The organism is Streptomyces sp. NPDC045026, assembly GCF_056432625.1.
The window spans coordinates 86,377-105,771 of the sequence record NZ_JBWKIS010000001.1 but is presented as its reverse complement, the minus strand read 5'-3'; the positions used below and the strand labels follow the sequence as shown (position 1 = coordinate 105,771).

The window sequence follows — 19,395 nt, the reverse complement described above, 5'->3', positions numbered from 1 at the left end:
GTTAGGCACTGCCGGTCGGCCTTAGTTGCCGTCGATCGGCGTTGGTCGCCGTCGATCGGCGTTGGTCGCCGTCGATCGGCGTTGGTCGCCGTCCATCGCCGTTGGTCACCGTCGATCAGCTCTTCGCCGCTTCCCGCTCCCCGGCGTCCGGCGCCGACTCCAGCGCCGACTGCGACTCCGTCTCCGGTGCCGTCTCCGGTTCCAACTCCGGTTCCAACTCCGGCGCCTGCCGGAACGCGGCGAGGCAGACCGCACTGATCAGCGCCATCGCGGCGAAGGCGGTGGCGACCGGGATCCACGTGTTTCCGGCGGCACTGAACAGCCAGGTCGCCGCCGCCGGTGCCAGCGTGCCGATGAGCCCCGCCGTCTGGAAGCTCATGGACAGACCGGTGTAGCGCACCCGGGGAGCGAACCAGCCGGATATGAGGGTGCCGATCGAGGCGTACGCGACGGTACTGGCGAGCATCGGCAGGCACATGGCGAGCCAGAGTCCGGGCACGGAGCGGGTGTCGGCGAGCCAGAACATCGGGAAGGCCACGACGAGGTGCAGCAGGATGCCGGTCAGTGTCACGCGGCGCAGGCCCAGGCGGTCGGCGACCAGCGCGGCCAGCGGGGTGCACACGATGACGACGACGGAGGCGGCCGTGCCGGCGCCCGCCACCTGCGAATCGGTGAAGCCGAGTTCGTTGACGGCGTAGGTCGACATGAACGTGACGACCACGTAGTAGCCGCCGACGGTGATGAGGAAGGCGCCGGAGGCGAGCAGCCAGGTCTTCCAGGCGTCGCGGACGACGGCGACGAACGGTGCCGCCTGCTTCTCCTCGGCGGCCTCGGCCTGGCGCGCCGCCTCGAACTCGGGCGACTCCTCCATGGAACTGCGGATCACGAGGCCGACCAGCACCAGAACGGCGGACAGCAGGAAGGGCAGGCGCCAGGCCCAGCCGACGAGTGCGTCATGGCCCGCCAGTGCCACCAGGGCGAAGACGCCGGTGGACATGAAGTAGCCGACGCCGTCGCCGACTTGGGGGAAAGAGCCGAAGAACGCCCGGCGCCGGGGCGGCGCGTGCTCGACGGCGAACAGCACGGCGCCGCCCCACTCGCCGCCGACCGCGAGCGACTGGACCATGCGGATGAGGACGAGCAGGAGCGGCGCGGCGGCACCGATGGTGGCGTAGCCAGGGAGAAGGCCGATACAGAAGGTGGCGCCGCCCATGAGGGTCATGGACCAGATCAGGGCTCGCTTACGGCCGTAGCGATCGCCGATGTGCCCGAACACGACCGCGCCGAGCGGGCGTCCGAGGGATCCCACGAAGAGCGTCGCGAACGACATGAGCGTGCCGAGCGCCCGGTTCATCTCCGGGAAGAACAGCTCGGGGAAGACGAGCGCCGCGGCGGTGGCGTAGATGCCGAAGTCGTACCACTCGACGCTGGTGCCGATCATCGAGGCCCCGGCGACCTTCCACGGGCCCGATCGGCGCCGTGCCCCGGGGTCCGTAGCGCCACCTGCGACTGTGCTCATGTGCGTACTCCTTCACGGCAACGATTGGGTTCGTCATGGACCCAAAAACGTGGAGGTGACGCTAAGGCGCTCAATGGGGGCTGTCAATAGGGTTCGCGTCAAGTCCAATACCATGGCCACCCGGGGCATGACGGGACGCGCATGACCCGCGAGCTGGGAGAGGGCCCGTGAGCAACAGCGAGAGTCGTGACGAATGGACGGCCGGAACGCGCCAGGCGGCGTCGCACGCCGTGGTGGCCGAGGCGCTCCGACAGCGCATCGCGCTCGGCGGTTTCGGACCGGGCGACCGGCTGCCGACCGAGCGGGAGCTGTCCGCCGTCTTCGGGGTGGGCCGCAACACCGTGCGGCAGGCGGTGCGAGAGCTGGCCGAGGAAGGCCTGGTCACGACCACACTGGGACGCAACGGCGGCACCCGCGTGGCACCCGCATGCCCCGGCGGCGAAGGGTCACGGGCCGCGGTCACCGCGACGATCCGGGCCTCACTGCGCGACTACATGGAGTACCGCCTCGCGATCGAGCCGTACGCGGCGCGCCTCGCCGCCGAGCGCGGGGCCGGTGCGGCCCGCCGAGAACTGGTGGCGATGCTCGCCACCGACGTCGCCGACCTCGGCGAGTACCACCGCTGCGACACCGCGTTCCACCTGGGCATCGCGGCCGCCGGCGGCAACGAGGTGCTCGCCGAAGCAGTGACTCGGGCACGCGCCGAGATGTTCGTGGGTGGCAACGCCCTGTGGCTCGGCTCCGACTGGAGCCGCGTGTACCCGGCGGAGCGGGACTTCGGCTCCGCGTTCCGGGAGGAACACGAGGCCATCGCGCTCGCCGTGCTGTCCGGCGACGGCGACGTGGCCGAGGCGCGGATGCGGGATCACCTGCACGATTCGCATCGCCAATTCCTGGCGCTGCTGGACCAGTTCGCCGCACAGGACTGACCACGGGCACGATCCCGCGCCACGCGCCACGCGCCGCCGCCCCCTGACACCCGACCCCCTGCACCCGCGCTCCGCACACCCGCCGATTGACGCGCACCTCGCTTGACGGGCGCCTCGACCGACTCACGGCCTCGGTTGACGCGTGCCTCGGTTGACGCGTGCCTCGGTTGACGCGTGCCTCGGTGACGCCTACTCTCCGAAATGGGTCCAGTCGAGACCCAAAAGGCTGGGACTCACAGCATCCCGTAGCGCGCGACAGGAGAGACGCCCCGTGCACTCTTACGACGAGGACCTCACTCAGCAGGTCATGGACCACCTGCTGCACCGACTCCGGCTCGACCCGCCGCCGCTCGGCCGCCTCGGCGACCACCAGGAACTGACCCTGGCGCTCAAGGACGCGATCGGACCCACCCCGCAGCCGCCCGCCGACGTACTGCGCACGTACACCGACGCCCTTGAGCCCACGGTCGTCTCGTGCGACCACCCGGCGTTCCTCGCGTTCATACCCGGCGCCCCCACCAAGGCCGCCGCCCTGTTCGACATGGTGCTCTCCGCGTCCTCGCTCCACGGTGTCTCCTGGCTGGAGGCGTCCGGCGCGGTCGCGGCGGAGAACCAGGTGCTGCGGCTGTTCGCCGACCTGGCCGGGCTGCCCGCGAACGCCGGCGGCTGCTTCGTGAGCGGCGGCTCCGCCGGCAACCTCTCCGCCCTCGTCGTCGCCCGGGACACCGGCCGCCACCGCCGCGGTCTCGACGAGCGCGCTCCGGTCCGGATCGCGGTGAGCGACCAGGTCCATTCCTCGGTCGGCAACACCCTGCGCATCCTGGGCGTCGAGCCCCTCGTCGTACCGACGGCCGACCACCGCCTCACCGGTGACGCCCTGCGCGCCGCTCTGGATGCCGCCGAGCGGGACGGCGGCGCGCCCGTCGTCGCGGCGGTCGCGACCGCGGGCACCACCAACGCCGGCATCATCGACGACCTCGAGGGTGTCGCCGAACAGACCCGCGCCCGTGACCTGTGGCTGCACATCGACGCCGCGTACGGCGGCGCGGCGCTCTTCGTCCCGGAGCTGCGCGAGCGGCTGCGCGGCATCGAGCACGCCGACTCGCTCGTGGTCGACCCGCACAAATGGATGTTCGCGCCCTTCGACTGCGGCGCGCTGCTCTACCGCGATCCGAAACTGGCCCGCGCGGTCCACACCCAGGACGCCTCCTACCTCGACGCCATCCACGGGGCGGACGGCGCCGACGACGAGAGCGAGTGGAACCCGAGCGACTACGCGTACCACCTCACGCGCCGCCCGCGCGGTCTGCCGCTATGGTTCTCGCTCGCCGTGCACGGCACGGACGCCTACCGCGACGCCGTCGCCCGGGGCGCCGACATCGCCCGTCGCACCGCGCGCCTCGTCGAGCGGACCGACGGCCTGGAGCTGCTGCGCGAGCCCGAGCTGACCGTGGTCCTCGTGCGCCGCACCGGCTGGCAGCCGGAGGACTACTACGCCTGGTCCAAGAAGCTGCTCGCCTCGGGGACCGCCTTCGTCACCCCGAGCGTCTGGGAGGGCGAGACGGTCGCCCGCCTCGCCTTCCTCCACCCGGACATCACCGAGGAGACCGTCCGCACCATCCTCGACTCGCTCGTCGACGAGGGGTAGTCCGGGCGCGCGACACCACGGCGACGGAGCCCGTCACCGTGCCGTGCAGGGGTCGGCACGTGGACCGCGTCCCGTCACCGTGCCGCGGTCGCCGTCTCGGCCGGCTTCTCGCCCATGCCGCTGCGGGCCGCGCGCACCTTGGACGCCGGGGTGGGTGCGAGCGTCCGGTGTAGGTTGGTGCGCATGGTCGACGCGGCGTCGAGCACGTAATTCTGCCGGACCTTCCAGGGGCTGCGGTCGCCCTGCCGGGGGAACGCGTCGATGGAGCGCTTCACATAGCCGGCGGCGAGGTCGAGCAGCGGGCGCTCGTTCAGGGCGCCCGTCGGCCTCGGCTCCACGGCCGCGTAGTCGTGGCGGCGCATGTGGTTGAGCACCTTGCACACCAGCCGGGACGTGAGGTCGGCACGCAGCGTCCAGGAGGCGTTGGTGTAGCCGATGCACACCGCGAAGTTGGGGACGCCGGTCATCATCGCGCCGCGCCACACGAACTGGCGGTTCAGCGCCACGGGTTCACCGTCGACACGCGGCACGATGCCGCCGAAGGCGAGGAGCTTGAGTCCGGTCGCGGACACGATGATGTCGGCCTCCACGACGCGGCCCGACCGCAACCGGATGCCCTCGGGGACGAAGCGCTCGATGTGGTCCGTGACGATCTCCGCGTCACCCGACTTGAGGGCCTTGAACAGGTCCGCGTCGGGCACCGCGCACAGTCGCTGGTCCCACGGGTCGTAAGACGGCGTCAAGTGCTCGTCGACCAGCCGGTCGTTCTGGACGATGCGCTTGTTGAGCCCGGTGAGCACGCGCCGTGCGGCCTTCGGGCTGCGTCGGCAGAACTGGTAGACGCCGATGGTGAACAGGATGTTCTTGCTGCGCACCACCCGGTGGGCGGCTTTGGCCGGCAGCGCGGCGCGGATGCCGTCGGCCAGTCTGTCGCGCGAGGGCAGCGAGCTGATCCAGGTCGGGGAGCGTTGGAGCATGGTGACGTGCGCGGCGCTCCGCGCCATCGCGGGGACCAGCGTGACGGCGGTGGCGCCGCTGCCGATGACGACGACGCGCCGGCCCGCGTAGTCCAGGTCCTCGGGCCAGAACTGCGGGTGCACGACCGTGCCGGAGAACGAGTCGGCGCCCTCGAACTCCGGGGTGTGCCCCTTGTCGTAGTCGTAGTAGCCCGCGCAGGAGTAGAGGAAGTCGCAGGTGACGGTGGACAGTGCGCGGTGGCCGTTCTCGTCGGTGCGCTCCAGCGTCAGGGTCCAGCGCGCCGCCTCGGTCGACCAGTCGGCGGCGAGCACCTTCATGCCGTAGCGGATCCGGCGGTCGATGCCGAACTCGGCCGCCGTCTCCTTGATGTAGCTCAGGATGGACCCGCCGTCGGCGAGGACCTTGCGGTCCCGCCACGGCTTGAACGGGTAGCCCAGCGTGAACATGTCGGAGTCCGAGCGCACGCCCGGGTAGCGGAACAGGTCCCACGTCCCGCCCATGGCCTGGCGCGCCTCGACGATCGCGTACGAGCGTTCCGGGCATTCCGTCTGGAGCCGGTACGCGGCGCCGACGCCGGACAGGCCGGCGCCCACGATCACCACGTCGATGTGCTCGGCAGGGGCCGCGGAGCCGGCGGTGCTGGAGTCTGCGGTGTGCGTCATGTTTCCCAGTGTCGGGACCCACACCCCGCAGGAATTGACCTGGGACGACAGATCTTTGACGCTGTACGACATGTCCGTGATCAGATCGGCGGGGCTGCGCGGCTTCCGCGCCACGGTGGCGGAGCTCGGCGGTGACGCCGAGTCGTACGCCCGACAGGCCGGTTGCCCGCCGGCCGCACTCGACGTGGACGACCTCCTGGTGCCGGAGGAGGCGATGGCGACGGTGCTCGAACTGGCCGCCGCCGACCTCGGCTGCACCGATCTCGGGCTGCGCATCGCGGCCCGGCAGGACCTGGGCATGCTCGGCGCCCTGGCCCTCGCGATCCAGAACTCCGACACCCTCGGGGACGCCCTCGAATGCACGACCCGCTACCTCTTCGTCCACGCCCGTTCGGTGAAACTCAGCCTCGAACCGGATCCGTACGGCACTCCGGGGATGGCCGCGCTGCGCTACGGCGTGCGCGAGGGAGTGGTGGCGCCGCCGCAGGGCATCGACCTCTCCCTCGGCTTCATACACCGGGCCATCAGATATCTGGTCGGCCCGTACGGACTGGGCTCCGTGGAACTCCCCCATCCCCTGCTGGCCCCGCTGTCCGTGTACGAGGAGTTCTTCGGCGTACCGGTCAAGGGCGACCGCCCCGCGGCGCTGCTGCGCGTCCCCCTGAGCCTGGCCAACCGGTCGCTCGGCGGCAGCAACGCGCATCTGCGCCACCTCGCGCTCGCGTACCTCGACGAGCAGTTGCCGAAGGAACCGGCGGACGTCGTGGGCAGCGTCCGGGCCGTCGTCGAGCAGTCGCTCGGCACGTCGTCGCCCGAGATCTCGGCCGTCGCCGGCCTCCTCAACGTCCATCCGCGGACCCTGCAGCGGCGGCTGCGCGCCGCGGGCACGACGTTCGCCGAGATCATCGACGAGGAGCGCCGCACCGCCGCCCACCGCTACCTCACCGGCACCGGCCTGCCCCTCGGCCAGGTGGCACTCCTCCTCGGCCTGTCCGAGCAGTCCGCCCTCAACCGCTGCTGCCGGCGCTGGTGGGGCGCCACGCCCCGCGCGATACGCCTGGGACGGCTCGGACAAGTGACGGACACGGACTCGGGAACGGATTCGGGAGTGGCCCTTGGGCCGACTGACCCAGTACGTAGCCCGCCGCCACTTGGTCCGACTTATGGTGCTTCACGGACATGACCGGGCCGTGAGGAAGTAGGGAGTACGCATGCGGCGTCTCGCGTGGGCGCGGGCCGTACTGGCGGTCGTCATGTGGAGCACCCTCGTCACCGCGCCGCAAGGACCCTTCGCCCCTCAGCCCTCCGCCGCCCAGGCCGGGAGCCGCCGCGCGGAGTGCGGCACCGACGCCTATCCGTGCTCCGGGGTGAACTGGCTGTACGAGTACAACTTCGCCCTCGGGCTGCATCCGTTCACCACCCCGCACGACGTCCGGTCCCAGCTCACGCACCACTTCTGGCTGTTCCCCGTGGCCGGCAGCGGCTGCCGGGGGCCGGTCCGGCAGGGCGACCGGTGTTCGCTGGTGGGCGACAACCCCGTGTCCGTCGAGCGCGTCGGGAAGACCTATTTCCAGATCACCACGCTGCCGGGCCACAGCCTCGGGGACGGTCTCCACATCCGGTTCTCCTTCTCGCGGACCCTCGGCCTGCACTTCCTGACCGTGCGCGCCTGGTACGACGAGGTGACGACGTGCACCAACGGCTGCAGTGTGGTGAGCGGGCTGTTCGCCCTGGCGGTGTGGCAGATCCTTTCGGACACACTGAAGATCTCGGCGTTCGCCGCGTGAGATCGTGGGCCACGCCCGCTCGTTGCTCAATCACGTCGAAGGAGAAGCGTCGTGACCGGTTCGGCACCGACCTCTGATCTCACCGGCTGGCACAAGGCGCCGTTCACGGGCGCCGGGCTGACCTACGACGTGTACGAGAAGGGCAGCGGACCCGGCGTCGTACTGATCCCGGAGATCCCCGGTATCACGCCCGCCGTGCTCGGCCTCGCCGACCATCTGGTCGAGCGGGGGTTCACGGTCGCGATCCCGTCCCCGTTCGGCGAGCCGGGCCGCGAGGAGTCCGTCGGCTACGCCCTCAAGGTCATGGCCCGGCTCTGCGTCGCCTCCGAGTTCCGCGCCTTCGCCACCAACGCGCGCCGGCCCATCGCGGACTATCTGCGCGCCCTTGCCCGCGATCTCGCGGCGCGCACGCCAGGGCCCGGTGTCGGCGTCATCGGCATGTGCTTCACCGGAGGCTTCGCGCTCGCCGCCGCGGTGGACGACGTGGTGCTTGCGCCGGTGCTCAGCCAGCCGTCGGTCCCGTTCCCCGTCAGCGGGGCCCGGCGGGTCGACCCGGGGCTGTCCCGCGCCGAGTTCGACACGGTGGTCAGCCGCTCAAAGGAGTCCGGTCTGTGCGTGCTCGGCCTGCGCTTCAGCGAGGACAAGGCGGTGCCCGACCAGCGTTTCCGCACGCTGCACGACCATCTCGGCGACGCCTTCGAGGTCATCGCGCTGGACTCGTCACCGGGCAACGCGGGCGGCTTCGCCAGGACCGCGCACGCGGTGCTCACCGCGGAGGTGCGCGAGGAGCCGGGCAACCCGGCGCTCGCCGCCCGCGAGCGAGTCGTCTCCTTCCTTCGCGAACGGCTGGTCCCTGAGGGTTCCTAGCTGCGACAGGACGTGACGCGGGGCGTGACGCGGGGCGCAACCTTCCTGCAACCTGGCGGGGAGTTGACTGTGGCCCCGCTACACCGCCCTACGGAAGGAACCTGCCGTGAGTGACGAGGCCCCGCGTGTGGAGCTGACCCCGGCGGCCGCCGATCTGGTGCGGCGCCTGCGTACGGCCCATGGACCCCTGATGTTCCACCAGTCCGGCGGGTGCTGCGACGGCAGTGCTCCCATGTGCTTCCCGGAGGGCGAGTTCCGTACGGGTGGCAGCGATGTGCGGCTCGCTTCCCTGACCGTCGAGGGTGTCGCGGAGCCGGTCGCTTTCTGGATGTCGAAAAGCCAGTTCGCGGTGTGGAGCCACACCCGGCTGATCGTCGACGTGGTCGAGGGCCGCGGCAGCGGATTCTCCCTGGAAGCACCCGAAGGTGTACGTTTCCTGATCCGTTCCCGGCTGGTCGGCACCTAGCCATCGACGTGCCCCTCCGCGTCTGGTGAACTCCCTTGTGACACGGGTGAGTTACGCGGACACCAGGGGGGTCACGTGAGACATCGCGACGGACACTGCCGAGACGGACGCTACAGATCGGCCCTGGCGGCATGTGCCGCATTCGGCGCGCTGGCCGCCACCGTCCTCGCCGGGGCCGTACCGGCAAGTGGCGCGGAGGGCGGCGGCACGGCGATCGCCCCGGGTGTCACGTACGAGGAGTTCGACATCCCCGCGGCGAAGGGCCTCACGCACGCCCACGTGCTGAGCGTCGACCTGCGCAACGCGCGGGTGCGGGTCGATCTGCTGCACCCGGACGCGGTCGGCGCCCGCGCCACCGTGTCCTCGATGGCCGACGCGAGCGGCGCGGTCGGCGGCGTCAACGGCGACTTCTTCAACATCACCGAGTCCCAGCACCCCGGCGTCGAGGCCACCGGCGCCTCCGTCGGTCCCGCCGTCGCCGGCGGCCGGACGCTCAAGGCCGCCGTGCCGGACGGCCAGCGCTTCGGCCCCGCGCTCCCGCCCGGCACCACCACCGAGGACGTGCTCGGCGTGGGCGTCGACCGCCGGGTCCGGCTCGACCGCATGGCCCTCGACGGCTCGGTCAGCGCCGACGGCCGGCGGCTGCCGCTCGGCGGCCTCAACCAGTACGCCCTGCCGGTCGGTTCGGTCGGCGCGTTCACCTCCGACTGGGGCGCCGTGTCCCGCGTGCGCGCGACGTGCGGCACCGACACGAACCGGGCCGCGCCGTGCAGCACGGACACGTACGAGGTGACGGTGCGCCACGGTCGCGTCGTGTCATCGGCCGACACTCCCGGCAGTGGGCCCATAGCATCCGGCACCACTGTGCTCGTCGGGCGCGAGGCGGGCGCGCAGGAGCTGCGGAAGCTGTCGGTGGGCGACCGCGTCCAGATCAGGCACCGCCTGGTGGCGGCGACGTCCCACATTCCATACCGGTTCGCGGTCGGCGGCTACCCCGTACTGCGGGACGGCGCGCCGCTGCCCGGCCTCGACGCGAAGACGGCCGCGGTCCGCACCGCCGCGGGCGCCACGGCAGACGGCCACCACCTCTTCCTCCTGGCCCTCGACGGCGCCCCCCAGTACCGCACGGGCCTGACCATCGCGGAAGTGGCGGACGCGATGAGCAAGTTGGGTGCGGACGACGCGTTCAGCCTGGACGGCGGCGGCTCGTCGACCCTGGTGACCAGGGATCCGGGCGCCGCGGCGGTCACCGTACGAAACCACCCGACGGACGTGCCGGAGCGGGCCGTCGCGAATGGGATCGGAGTCTTCTCGCGGCACTGAGCCAGGGATTCAGCGTGCCAGAACCTCGTCCCGGAGCGCCGCCCACCGGAGCGAGTCGCGGATGCCCTCGGCGACCGAGTATCGGGGCTGCCACCCCAGGAGTTCCTTCGCCCGGACACTGCGCGTATAGGCCCCCACGACGTCACCGGGCCGGCGCTGGGTGTCGACGGACGCGATCGGCGCGTCCGTCACGCTGTTGAAGGCGTCGAGGAGTTCACGCACGGTGGTACCCCTACCGGTGCCGAGGTTGACGGCGGTGGACGTGATCGCCCCGGCCAGGAGGGTGTCGAAGGTCCGCAGGGCGGCCACGTGGGCGGCCGCGAGGTCCCAGACATGCACGTAGTCCCGGATCCCGGACCCGTCGCGGGTCGGGTAATCGGTGCCGGTCACCCGGAACGGCACGCCGTCCTCCTGGGCCAGGATCATCTGGCCCAGGGCATGGCTGGGGCGCGGCAGTTGCAGGCCCGTGCGCATCTTGGGGTCGGCGCCGATCGGGTTGAAGTAGCGCAGGGACAGCACGCGGAGGGGCCGGGTGGCGGCGATGTCGGCGAACATCGCCTCGCACACGGCCTTGGTGCGGGCGTAGGGGCTCAGCGGCTCGACGGCAGACTCCTCGTCCACGGTCAGGTCGTCGTTCGCGCGGTAGATCGAGGCGGAGGAGCTGAAGATCAGGCGGGGGCAGCCGTTGCGCAGGAGATGGCCGACGAAGTCGAGGCTCTTCGCCACGTTCGCCTCGTAGTAGCCCACCGGATCCGCGACCGAGTCCGGCACGACGATCAGGGCGGCGCACTGGATGACGGCGTCGATGTCGGGATGCTCGGCGAAGACGCGGTCCACGAGCGCGCCGTCCGCGATGTCACCCTCGTAGAACACGCGCCCCTCGGTGAACTCCCGCCTCCCTGTCACCAGGCTGTCGAGGATGACCGGGGTGATCCCGGCATCCAGGCAGGCCGAGGCGATCGTGCTGCCGATGAATCCGGCGCCTCCGGCGATCAATACCTTCACAGCGAGCTCCTCCGTCGACCGATGCGTTCGGTTCTGTTGGATTCTGTTGGGAGAAGCCTACTCGGAGCGCGCCGCGTGCCTCACTTCCCGTCTCGCACCGCCACCAGTCCGTTGAAGGCCCCCACATACGCCGTTCCGTCCGGGCCGAGGGTGATCGGGGCCCAGTTGTTGTCGTAGGCGATGCCCGTGCCCGCCAGTTGCTTCCAGCGGGGTTCGCCGGTGCGGAAGTCGACTGCCGTGAGGTACCAGGCGTCTATGCCGAGGGAGTTGGGGTCCTTCGTGTAGAAGTACAGGAGGCCGTTCGCGGTGGAGAGTTTGGGGACCGTCGAGGGGGAGCGGACCTTGCTCTCCCAGACCGTGTCGCAGCCCGAGCCGTCCTTGCGTACGTCGACCCGGGTGACGCCGCCCACGACGGAGCGGCCGAAGGTGAGTGAGGTGATGTTTTCGTAGCCGTAGTTGTTCTCCACCACGAGGCTGTTGCCGTAGCTGATCAGGGAGTTGTCCGTCGTGGAGGCGCCGGAGCCGAAGACGGGGACCTTGCAGACAAGGCGGCGGTCGTCGGGGACGTCGCGGCCGCGGCGGTAGACCAGGATGTTCATGCGGTCGTCCGCGTTGTCGGTGATCGCCACGTAGTCCTCGCCCGCGCCGAACAGGTCGGGCGTGGTGCCCGAACCCTGGTTCACCGAGCCGGGCTTGGTGCCCGTGCCGCGGTCGTACGTCTGGCGCCAGACGACCTTCGGAGTGCCGTCCGCACCCGCCTCGAAGCTGTAGAGCGCATGGTCGGAGACGATCGAGACGCCATCCTCGGCGACCGAGAAGGAGTTCTGGATCTCCTCCCCCGGAAGCTGGATCGACTTGATCGTCGCGTTGGACGGGTCGACCGTGCCGACGCGACCCTGGCGCGTCACCCACCAGATGCGGCCCTGCCAGTCGGGCATCACCGACGTCACCGGGTCACAGGCGCCGCTCGGGTAGAGGTTCGTCCAGCTCACGCAGTCGTGCGGCACCTGCCCCGTCAGGTCCCAGTCGTCGGTCACGCGGAAGCTCCAACTGCCGTCCGCCGCCTGCTCGTGCGCGAGCCTGATGATGTGCTGGCGCGAGTCGGCGAGGACGAGCCGGTCCTCGTTGTCGAGGTACGAGTAGGCGCCGCCCGAGGTGTCCTTGAAGATCTTCGAGAAGTCGAGGCGCGTGATGGCCTCGACGGTGGACGGGCGCTGCGGGAGCTTGTACTCGGCGAGGGTCTTGAGGGTGTGCGGGTCGAGCAGCTTCACCAGGAAGCCGGTGAACGTGCCGCAGACGGTGACGATGCGGCCGTCCTTGTCGAAGGTCACCGTCGCGCATTCGCCGCCGAGCGCGGCCATCTTCTCGCTGCTCGCGGTGGGCTTGTTCCCCAGCGGCCCGCTCCAGGGGTACGTGCCGCTGCCGGCCGCGTCCGCGTGCATGCCACTGCGCCCGTTCGCCGCGAGGTACGGGTGCTGCGGCGGCGCCTGACCCGGCACGGGGTGCGCCTCGGCGGGCGCGCCCGCGTACTGCTCCACCAGCCGGTGACCGGGCGCCTTGGGGATGTCGTCGGCCTGGGCGGGGTACGCGACCGAGACCGCGGCGATCGTCATGGTCAGGGCGAGGGCGCGACTCAGGGCTCTGCTCGTCATGGCGCGAAGCTATGGCCACACCCTTGAAGTGTCCATGCGCACAAGGGTGTTGTTCATGAACCCGAAACGATCAACGAGCCCTTGGGTGACAGTCGATGGATCACGGATGCAGGCTGCTCACGATCCCCGCCGTCGCCGTCAGACCGTTTTGCAGCGTGGGCGCCATACTCGTACCGGCCAGCAGGAACCCCAGCAGCACGCAGACCGTCGCGTGCGAGATCTTCATCGCGCCGTTGCGCAGGAAGACCACCGCCAGGATCAGAAGCAGCAGCACGACCGAAATCGACAGGGACATCGCCGAACCTCCTCCGCCACGCCAACACCGCGGCTTTCGGCCGCAAGTGTGGCGTAGCGGAGGCTGCGCCCGGGCGAGTGACGTGTCCGCCGAACGAGTGATGTGACGGCGGGGCCTACTTCTCGTGGGCGTCGAGGAACGCTTCGAGACCCGCGAGGTCGTCCGTGTTGAGGTGGTCGACGCCGGCGGCGAGCAGTTCGCCCCACACGGCGTCGCGCTCCGGTCCCGCGACGTCGGGCGTGGCCCAGAAGCGGACGCGGCGGCCCTCCTGATGGGCGGCCGACACGATGGAGCGCAGCTTCTCGCGCTCGGCGGCCGGGATCGGTCCCGCGCCCTGCCAGGTGAAGTTGTTCGCCCAGTTGTCGCTGATGAGCGGTGTGAAGGAGGCGGGCGCGGCGGCGCCGAGGTCGGTGAGGCGGCCGTCGTAGAACGCGCTGCGTGCCCGCTGCCGCTCCATGGGCTCCCGGGCGGCACGGTCGCCGGAGATCACCGCGGTCACCGCGCCGGTACGCACCCGGCCGTGCGCGTACGTGGTGAACAGATGGCGGTAGCCGCGCAGTTGGCGGTCGAGTTCGAGGTAGGTGGCCGAGCCCTCGGTCTTGATGTCGACGAGGAGCTGGAGAGGCGTGCGGTAACCCCGGTACACGGAGCCGTGGTTGGCCCTGACGCGGGCCGCGAGCGGCTCCAGGTAGAGCGCCGCGAGGGTGCGCTTCGGGTCGAGGTCGACCGGGTCGTGGGCGACGAGGAGCTGACCGTCGACGAGGTAGATGTCCGCCTCGACGCTGGCGAAGCGGTGGTCGAGGGCGTCGAGGAGGGGCCGGGGGTGCTCGTAGTCGTTGTGCGCGTGGGCGCGCGTCAGGGGGCGGGGGGCGCGCCCCCGCTCGGACGCCTGCGCGTAGCCGGGCACGGCGACGGTGGCGGTGAGCGCCGCGGCGAGGGTGGTGAGGGCTCTGCGACGGGTGGGGTGGGCCATGTGTTCCTCCCGGGGAGTGCCGTACGGGACCCCAGCGAGTATGAGGTCCCACAGGTGCCGATGGGCAGGCCCGGAGCGGGAGTTGGCCGGACCGGCACTCCGCGTTCACCTGTGCGATCAGGGTGAACGCGGGGCTGCCGGGCGGGGGCCGGCCCGCCCGTCGCTCACCGGACGGCCCCGCTCACCCGCCACCCCCGGCGGAGCCCAGCGTGTCCCACTCCACCGTTCGACCGCACCAGCGTTCAAGGAGATGCCGGTCGTGGCCCACGGCCAGCAGCCCCGCGCCCGTCTCCTCGCGATAGGCCTCCACGACACCCACCAGCGCCGCCGTCGTGGACGCGTCGAGCATCGCCGTCATCTCGTCGCAGATCAGCCAGCGCGGGCGCAGGGCCAGGGCTCGGGCGAGGCAGGCGCGTTGCAGCTGTCCGTCGCTGACTTCGTGGGGGCGCCGCGACAGGAGGTCGGTGCCCAGGCCGACGGTCGCGGCCAGCTCTCCTACCCGGGCGGCCGGTGCGCGTCCCGAGGCCCGCAGCGGTTCGGCGATGAGGTCGGCGAGGCGCAGCCGCGGGTCGGCCGACATGCGCGGCTGCTGGAAGACCACGCCGAACGCGGTGCGCTGCTCGCGGGGCGCGCGGTGGCGCCAGCCGCGGGCCGGCTCCCCGTCGATGACGACGTGGCCGGAGTCAGGGCGGTGGAGCAGGGCGGCGACACGAGCGAGGGTGGATTTGCCGCAGCCGCTCGGCCCGAGGAGCCCGACGGCCTCCCCGGGGGCGATGGTCAGGCCGGCGTTCCGCACGACGGGGTTCGCGCGCTCGTACCCGGCCGTCACGGAGATCAGTTCAAGCACGCGGCGCCTCCAGCGGCACGGTCGCGGGGTGGTGGCAGGCCACGCCGTCCGCGAGTGCGGGCCGGATCGCGCAGGTGTCGGTGGCGCGGTCGCAGCGCGCGGCGAACGCGCAGCCGGCCGGGAGCGCGCCCAGTTCGGGCGGCATACCGGGGATGGGCGTGAACTCCCGGTCGGGCAGGGCGTCGAGGAGGCCGCGGGCGTACGGGTGCCGTGGCCCGGGGTTGCCGAAGAAGGCGGCGGCTTCGGCGAGTTCGACGATACGGCTCGCGTACATCACGGCCACCCGGTCGGCGATCCGCTCGGCCGCCGCGAGGTCGTGGGTGATGAGCAGGAGCGCGCGCTCCGCCCCGACGTGGCGGCGCAGTTCGTCGACGGTGCGCTCCACGAGGTCACGGTCGAGCCCGGTCGTGGGTTCGTCGGCAAGGAGCAGGGGCGCGTCGCCGACGAGAGCCAGCGCGGTCGCGGCCCGCTGGGCGAGCCCGCCGGACAGTTGGTGCGGGTGGCGGTCGAGATGCCCGGCGGGGAACGCGGCGCGCTCCGCCGCCTCCTCTGCGGCGGCCCGCAGCCGTGGTCCGCGGCGGACTCCAGTCAACTCACGTACGGTTTCCTCCAGTTGGGAGCGGACGGTCCGTACGGGCGTGAGGTGCGCGGCGGGGCTCTGCGGTACGAGGCCGACGCGGCGCCCGCGGACGGTGCGGGCCAGGGTGCGCTCGTCGGCGGCGAGCAGGTCGAGGCCCCCGGCGAGCGCGGACCCGGCGATCTCGGCGTTCCCCGGGAGGAGCCCGAGGAGGGCCGACGCGAGCACCGACTTGCCGCAGCCGCTCTCCCCGACGAGGGCGAGGCACTCGCCCGCCGCGAGGTCGAAGCGTACGCCGCCGACGGCCTGGACGTACGCGCCGTCGCGCATCCGGAACCGTACGGACAAGTCCCGTACAGAGAGGACTGGTCGGGGCCGGGTCAAAGCATGAGCTCCGATCGGCGGCGCGGGTTGAGCCGTTCCCGCCAGGCGCCCGCGAGGCCCGCGATCGCCAGGGTCGGCACGATGATGAACAGGCCGGGGAAGAGGGTCGGCCACCAGTCCCCGGCGAGCAGCGAACCCCGCGCGGACTGCACGAGGGTGCCCAGGCTCGCCTGGTGCGCGGGCAGGCCCAGGCCGAGGAACGACAGGGCGGACTCGTGCCAGATGGCGTGCGGCACCATCAGGACGGCGGCGAGCGCGGCCTGCGGAAGGACGCCCGGCAGCAGGTGGCGCACGGCGATCCGCCACCGCGAAGAGCCCCCGGACAAGGCCGCGTCGATGTACGGCCGCGAGCGCAGGGAGAGCACTTCGGCGCGCACGATACGGGCCGTGGACAGCCAGTGAGTGAGCGCCACGGAGACGACGACCGGCCACACGCCCGGCCGGAACATGGCGACGATGAAGATGCCGAGCAGCAGGTGCGGCACCGACGAGAAGACGTCCACGACCCGCATGACGACCCGGTCCGTCCAGCCGCCGACGGCGCCCGCGAGCGCCCCCACGGCCGTGCCGATGACGGTCGCCACGACGGCGGCGACGATTCCGACGAGGAGGGAGACCCGCAGCCCGTACACGCAGCGCAGCAGCAGGTCGCGGCCCACGTCGTCGGTGCCGAACGGGTTGACCCACGACGGCGGTTGGAGCTTGGCGGCGAGGTCGACGGCCTGTTCGTCTAGGTGCGCAAGGGGCGGGACGACGAGGACGGCGAGGACGACCGCCGCGACGAGGACGGCGGACATGCGCACCCGCCACACGCGCGTGGAGCGGCGCGCGCCGCCGTAGGTGCGCCAGGTGAGTTCAGCCATCGAAGCCCACTCTCGGGTCGGCGAGGCCGTAGAGGAGGTCGGCGGCCAGGTTGCCGAGGAGCACGGCGAGCGTGGCGAGCACGGTCAGCGCGGCGAGCAACGGGAAGTCGACGGACGTCGCGGCCTGGACGGTCGCGGCGGCGATGCCCGGCCAGCTGAACACGGTCTCCACCAGAAGAGCGCCGGTGATCAGTTCGGGTACGCGGGAGCCGATGAGGGTCAGTACGGGCAGCATTCCGGAGCGCAGGGCGTGGCCGAGCAGGACGGTGCGCGGGGCGAGTCCGCGGGCGCGCGCCCCGCGGACGGGGTCCTCCTCAAGTGCGTCGCCGACGCCCTGGCGTACGTACAGGACGAACCAGGGCAGTTGGGAGAGGGCGAGGACGGCGGCGGGGAGCACCAGGTGCGAGGCGACCTGTCCGGCCGTGATCGTGGTGCTGGCGGTGTCGGTGAGTCCGCCGGCCGGAAGTGCGCCGAGTTTGAGGGCGAACAGCCAAATGGCGAGTAGGCCCAGCCAGAACGGGGGTGCAGCTTCGAGGGTGTAGGCAACTCCGCTGACGGCTCGGTCGAGCCATCCTCCCTGGCGGCGCGCGGCGAGGACGCCGAGCGCCGTGCCGAGCAGGACGGCGGCGAGGAAGGCGGTGGCGGCGAGCAGCACGGACCAGCCGATGCGTTCGCCGACGACGTCGGCGACGGGCTGCCGCAGGACGGAGGAGTCGCCCAGGTCGCCCTGGAGCGCCGAGGTCAGCCAGTCCCACCAGCGGGTGACGAGGGGACGGTCGACTCCGAGGTTGGCGCGGAGCTGGTCGAGGTTGTCCTGCGAGGCGGTGAGGCCGGCCGTGCCCGCGTAGGCCTTGACCGGGTCGAAGGGGGACGCGGCGGCGATCGCGAAGACGCCGAAGGTCACGGTGGCGAGGACCGGGACGGCGAACAGGATCCGCCGTCCCGTCAGGCGCGCCATCGGCCCCCAGGGGAGCCGCCGCTTCACGAGGCCGGCTGCCACTTCTCGACGTTCCACCAGGGGCCGGACGCGAGCCCGTGGTCGTGCGGCTCGACCTGGGTGGTGAGGTCGCCGAACCGGTCGCCGACGACGTAGAGATGGTCGATGTGGGTGAGGAAGGTGTAGCCGGGGTTCTTCACGAGTTCGCGCTGCACGGTGTCGTACGCGGCCTTGCGCTCGTCGCGGTCGTCGGTCCTGCGGGCGTCGTCGAGTGCCTTGTCGACGCGCGCGTTGTCGTACCAGGCCATGTTGTTGAAGCCGTCGCCCGCGAGGGAGGACTTGAGGAGCGTGTACTGGTCGAAGTCGGGGTCGGCCGGTGAGCCGCCGCCCGCGAGGACCGCGTCCTTGGGCATGCGCGGCTCGATGACCTCCCAGGTGCCGGACTCGACCTTGATCTGGATGCCGAGCTTCTTGGCGTCGGAGGCGTAGGCGAGGGCGTGGTCCTGGCGGAGCTTGTCGCCGGTCAGGTACCAGAGCGGGAAGGCGGCGCGGACGCCGTCCCTCGCGCGGATCCCGTCCTCGCCGGCCTTCCAGCCCGCGTCGTCGAGGATCTTCCTGGCCTTCGCGAGGTCGTGGGTGCGTTCGGTGCCCTTGGTGAACCAAGGGCTGTCGGTCGGGACCGGGCCGTACGCCTCCTTGCCCGCGCCGTCGAGGATCGAGTCGACCATGGCCTTGCGGTCGACGCCGGTGTCGAGTGCGCGCCGGACGGCGGTGTCGCCGGTGACCTTGTTGCCGGTGGGCAGGGTCACGACGCGGTAGTCGAAGGTTCGGGCGGTGTACGTCTTCTTGTCGCCGTCGTTCTTGAAGGTCGCGGCGAGGTTGGGCGGCAGGATGGCGCCGTCGAGGTCGCCGGAGCGCAGCCGGGTGGCGCGCACGTCGTCGTCCTTGACGACGGCCATGGTGAAGTTCTTGACCTTCGGCTCGCCGCCCCAGTAGCGGGGGTTGGCCTTGAAGGTGAGCTTCTCGCCCTTGGACCACTTCACGAGCGTGTAGGGCCCGGTGCCGACCGGCTTCGTGGTGAAGTCGCCGGTGTTGACGTCCTGTTTGCCCGCTATGCGCTCCGGCGCGATGGGCAGGACGGTGCGCTCGGCGAACGGGGCGTAGGCGTACTTGAGGCGGAAGACGACGGTGTCGTCACCCTTGGCCTCGACGGTGTCGACGGCGTCGAGCTCGGTCCTGGAAGCGTTGTTGGTCTTCTTGTCGAGGATCGTCTCGTAGGTGAAGACGACGTCCTTCGCCGAGAAGGGCTTGCCGTCACTGAACCGCACGCCGTCGCGCAGCTTGTACGTGTACGTGCGGCCGTCGGCGCTCACCTTCGGGAGCTCGGCGGCGAGCGCGGGCTTCAGCTTCAGGTCCGCGTCGTGGGTGAGCAGCCCGTCGAAGATCTTCGAGTTGCCGTCCTTGCCGTAGCCCAGGAGCGGGCTGAGCGTGTCCGGTTCGTAGGCGATGCCCACGACCGCGCTCGACCCCGCCCGCCCCTCGCCGCCCTCGCCCGGCCCGCCGGGCGCCGAACACGCCGCGGCGGTCACCGACAATGCGGCGACCGCCGCCATCGCTGTCGCGCCTCGTGCCGGCCTGACCACCATACCTACCCCTATTGAAGATCAACTCCTATTGCGAACG

General features: G+C 71.4%; 18 protein-coding genes. 7 read left to right on the top strand and 11 right to left on the bottom strand.

The window, feature by feature from the left end; all coding sequences use genetic code 11:
* Positions 1-115: 115 nt before the first annotated feature.
* A complete protein-coding gene (locus tag AC07EJ_RS00445) occupies positions 116-1,519 on the bottom strand; it encodes an MFS transporter (RefSeq protein WP_389486378.1) in 1,404 nt (467 codons plus the stop codon).
* A gap of 167 nt (positions 1,520-1,686) precedes the next feature.
* Between AC07EJ_RS00445 and AC07EJ_RS00440 the strand changes: the two genes are divergently transcribed.
* Together AC07EJ_RS00440 and AC07EJ_RS00435 are read left to right on the top strand one after the other, a co-directional pair.
* Entirely contained in the window at positions 1,687-2,448 is a 762-nt protein-coding gene (locus tag AC07EJ_RS00440; protein ID WP_478883412.1) for a FadR/GntR family transcriptional regulator, read from the top strand.
* Positions 2,449-2,719: 271 nt separating this feature from the next.
* A complete protein-coding gene (locus AC07EJ_RS00435; RefSeq protein ID WP_389486382.1) occupies positions 2,720-4,096 on the top strand; it encodes a pyridoxal phosphate-dependent decarboxylase family protein in 1,377 nt (458 codons plus the stop codon).
* Between the two features lie 74 nt (positions 4,097-4,170).
* On the opposite strand, the gene AC07EJ_RS00430 is transcribed toward AC07EJ_RS00435, so the two are convergent.
* Positions 4,171-5,736 carry a flavin-containing monooxygenase gene (locus AC07EJ_RS00430; RefSeq protein WP_478883411.1) on the bottom strand — a complete coding sequence of 522 codons (1,566 nt, stop codon included), beginning with the start codon at positions 5,734-5,736 and terminating at the stop codon, positions 4,171-4,173.
* Between the two features lie 70 nt (positions 5,737-5,806).
* On the opposite strand from AC07EJ_RS00430, the gene AC07EJ_RS00425 reads away from it, so the two are divergent.
* The 5 genes from AC07EJ_RS00425 (at position 5,807) to AC07EJ_RS00405 (ending at position 10,179) form a co-directional block, all read left to right on the top strand.
* Positions 5,807-6,919 (top strand): AraC family transcriptional regulator, encoded by a 1,113-nt coding sequence (locus AC07EJ_RS00425; protein ID WP_389486386.1) that lies wholly within the window; start codon positions 5,807-5,809, stop codon positions 6,917-6,919.
* Between the two features lie 28 nt (positions 6,920-6,947).
* Positions 6,948-7,523, top strand: coding sequence for a hypothetical protein (locus AC07EJ_RS00420; RefSeq protein ID WP_389486388.1), 576 nt, complete (start codon positions 6,948-6,950; stop codon positions 7,521-7,523).
* Positions 7,524-7,574: 51 nt separating this feature from the next.
* Positions 7,575-8,390 (top strand): dienelactone hydrolase family protein, encoded by an 816-nt coding sequence (locus AC07EJ_RS00415; protein WP_478883410.1) that lies wholly within the window; start codon positions 7,575-7,577, stop codon positions 8,388-8,390.
* 106 nt (positions 8,391-8,496) lie between these two features.
* A complete protein-coding gene (locus tag AC07EJ_RS00410) occupies positions 8,497-8,856 on the top strand; it encodes a DUF779 domain-containing protein (protein ID WP_389486392.1) in 360 nt (119 codons plus the stop codon).
* Between the two features lie 75 nt (positions 8,857-8,931).
* A complete protein-coding gene (locus AC07EJ_RS00405; protein ID WP_393581436.1) occupies positions 8,932-10,179 on the top strand; it encodes a phosphodiester glycosidase family protein in 1,248 nt (415 codons plus the stop codon).
* A gap of 9 nt (positions 10,180-10,188) precedes the next feature.
* Here the strand turns inward: AC07EJ_RS00405 and galE are convergent, their stop codons facing one another.
* From galE to AC07EJ_RS00360, 9 genes are all read right to left on the bottom strand, one after another.
* Positions 10,189-11,184 carry a UDP-glucose 4-epimerase GalE gene (galE, locus tag AC07EJ_RS00400; RefSeq protein ID WP_389486396.1) on the bottom strand — a complete coding sequence of 332 codons (996 nt, stop codon included), beginning with the start codon at positions 11,182-11,184 and terminating at the stop codon, positions 10,189-10,191.
* 80 nt (positions 11,185-11,264) lie between these two features.
* Positions 11,265-12,836 (bottom strand): hypothetical protein, encoded by a 1,572-nt coding sequence (locus AC07EJ_RS00395; RefSeq protein WP_389486398.1) that lies wholly within the window; start codon positions 12,834-12,836, stop codon positions 11,265-11,267.
* A 100-nt stretch (positions 12,837-12,936) separates the two neighbouring features.
* Positions 12,937-13,131: a hypothetical protein gene (locus AC07EJ_RS00390; RefSeq protein WP_362900638.1), complete on the bottom strand. Its 195-nt coding sequence runs from the start codon at positions 13,129-13,131 to the stop codon at positions 12,937-12,939.
* 115 nt (positions 13,132-13,246) lie between these two features.
* The gene (locus AC07EJ_RS00385; protein ID WP_389486400.1) at positions 13,247-14,104 is read right to left on the bottom strand and encodes a phosphatidylinositol-specific phospholipase C/glycerophosphodiester phosphodiesterase family protein; all 858 of its coding nucleotides are present in this window, start codon (positions 14,102-14,104) and stop codon (positions 13,247-13,249) included.
* Positions 14,105-14,285: 181 nt separating this feature from the next.
* Positions 14,286-14,951: an ABC transporter ATP-binding protein gene (locus AC07EJ_RS00380; RefSeq protein WP_389486402.1), complete on the bottom strand. Its 666-nt coding sequence runs from the start codon at positions 14,949-14,951 to the stop codon at positions 14,286-14,288.
* Positions 14,944-15,912 (bottom strand): ABC transporter ATP-binding protein, encoded by a 969-nt coding sequence (locus AC07EJ_RS00375; protein WP_478883409.1) that lies wholly within the window; start codon positions 15,910-15,912, stop codon positions 14,944-14,946. The genes AC07EJ_RS00380 and AC07EJ_RS00375 overlap by 8 nt, the downstream gene beginning before the upstream one ends.
* Positions 15,909-16,775 carry an ABC transporter permease gene (locus tag AC07EJ_RS00370; protein ID WP_478883408.1) on the bottom strand — a complete coding sequence of 289 codons (867 nt, stop codon included), beginning with the start codon at positions 16,773-16,775 and terminating at the stop codon, positions 15,909-15,911. The genes AC07EJ_RS00375 and AC07EJ_RS00370 overlap by 4 nt, the downstream gene beginning before the upstream one ends.
* The gene (locus tag AC07EJ_RS00365; protein ID WP_389486468.1) at positions 16,768-17,760 is read right to left on the bottom strand and encodes an ABC transporter permease; all 993 of its coding nucleotides are present in this window, start codon (positions 17,758-17,760) and stop codon (positions 16,768-16,770) included. Before AC07EJ_RS00365 ends, AC07EJ_RS00370 begins: the two co-directional genes overlap by 8 nt.
* A complete protein-coding gene (locus AC07EJ_RS00360) occupies positions 17,757-19,358 on the bottom strand; it encodes an ABC transporter substrate-binding protein (protein ID WP_478883407.1) in 1,602 nt (533 codons plus the stop codon). Before AC07EJ_RS00360 ends, AC07EJ_RS00365 begins: the two co-directional genes overlap by 4 nt.
* Positions 19,359-19,395 lie beyond the last annotated feature (37 nt).

What these genes read in the sequence shown, in the direction of transcription:
- AC07EJ_RS00420 (WP_389486388.1), top strand. Translation starts at nt 6,948, where the DNA reads ATGCGGCGTCTCGCGTGGGCGCGGGCCGTACTGGCGGTCGTCATGTGG.
- AC07EJ_RS00425 (WP_389486386.1), top strand. Translation starts at nt 5,807, where the DNA reads ATGTCCGTGATCAGATCGGCGGGGCTGCGCGGCTTCCGCGCCACGGTG.
- AC07EJ_RS00360 (WP_478883407.1), bottom strand. Translation starts at nt 19,358, where the DNA reads ATGGTGGTCAGGCCGGCACGAGGCGCGACAGCGATGGCGGCGGTCGCC.
- AC07EJ_RS00430 (WP_478883411.1), bottom strand. Translation starts at nt 5,736, where the DNA reads ATGACGCACACCGCAGACTCCAGCACCGCCGGCTCCGCGGCCCCTGCC.
- AC07EJ_RS00385 (WP_389486400.1), bottom strand. Translation starts at nt 14,104, where the DNA reads ATGGCCCACCCCACCCGTCGCAGAGCCCTCACCACCCTCGCCGCGGCG.
- AC07EJ_RS00395 (WP_389486398.1), bottom strand. Translation starts at nt 12,836, where the DNA reads ATGACGAGCAGAGCCCTGAGTCGCGCCCTCGCCCTGACCATGACGATC.
- AC07EJ_RS00445 (WP_389486378.1), bottom strand. Translation starts at nt 1,519, where the DNA reads ATGAGCACAGTCGCAGGTGGCGCTACGGACCCCGGGGCACGGCGCCGA.
- AC07EJ_RS00390 (WP_362900638.1), bottom strand. Translation starts at nt 13,131, where the DNA reads ATGTCCCTGTCGATTTCGGTCGTGCTGCTGCTTCTGATCCTGGCGGTG.
- AC07EJ_RS00370 (WP_478883408.1), bottom strand. Translation starts at nt 16,775, where the DNA reads ATGGCTGAACTCACCTGGCGCACCTACGGCGGCGCGCGCCGCTCCACG.